This window comes from Bacillus cereus (assembly GCF_007678085.1).
GTDB lineage: Bacteria > Bacillota > Bacilli > Bacillales > Bacillaceae_G > Bacillus_A > Bacillus_A cereus_BE.
In genome coordinates, this window is sequence record NZ_VEDW01000043.1 from 1 (window position 1) to 251 (window position 251).

Genomic DNA, 251 nt, shown 5'->3' on the forward strand with positions numbered 1-251 from the left:
ATTAACTTCTTATAAAAAAATTATTCTAGCTACTCTAGTTCAAAACAAAAAATCCAACAACCTCACATGAGATTGTTGGATTTATTTCTTGTGTTCTATTATTTAGAAACTACTTCTTCACCATTGTATCAACCACAGTTTTTACATACGCAGTGAGATAATTTGTATTCGCCACAGTTAGGGCATTCAGTCATACCAGGTACTGAAATTTTAAAATGTGTACGGCGTTTATTTTTTCTTGTTTTAGACGT

General features: G+C 31.1%; 1 protein-coding gene. It reads right to left on the reverse strand.

The genetic code is table 11. The annotated features are described in order from the left end of the window. Positions 1 to 128: 128 nt before the first annotated feature. Positions 129 to 251, reverse strand: a 123-nt coding sequence (rpmF, locus tag FS742_RS27275) for a 50S ribosomal protein L32 (RefSeq protein ID WP_144616462.1), incomplete at its 5' end; no start/stop codon positions are given.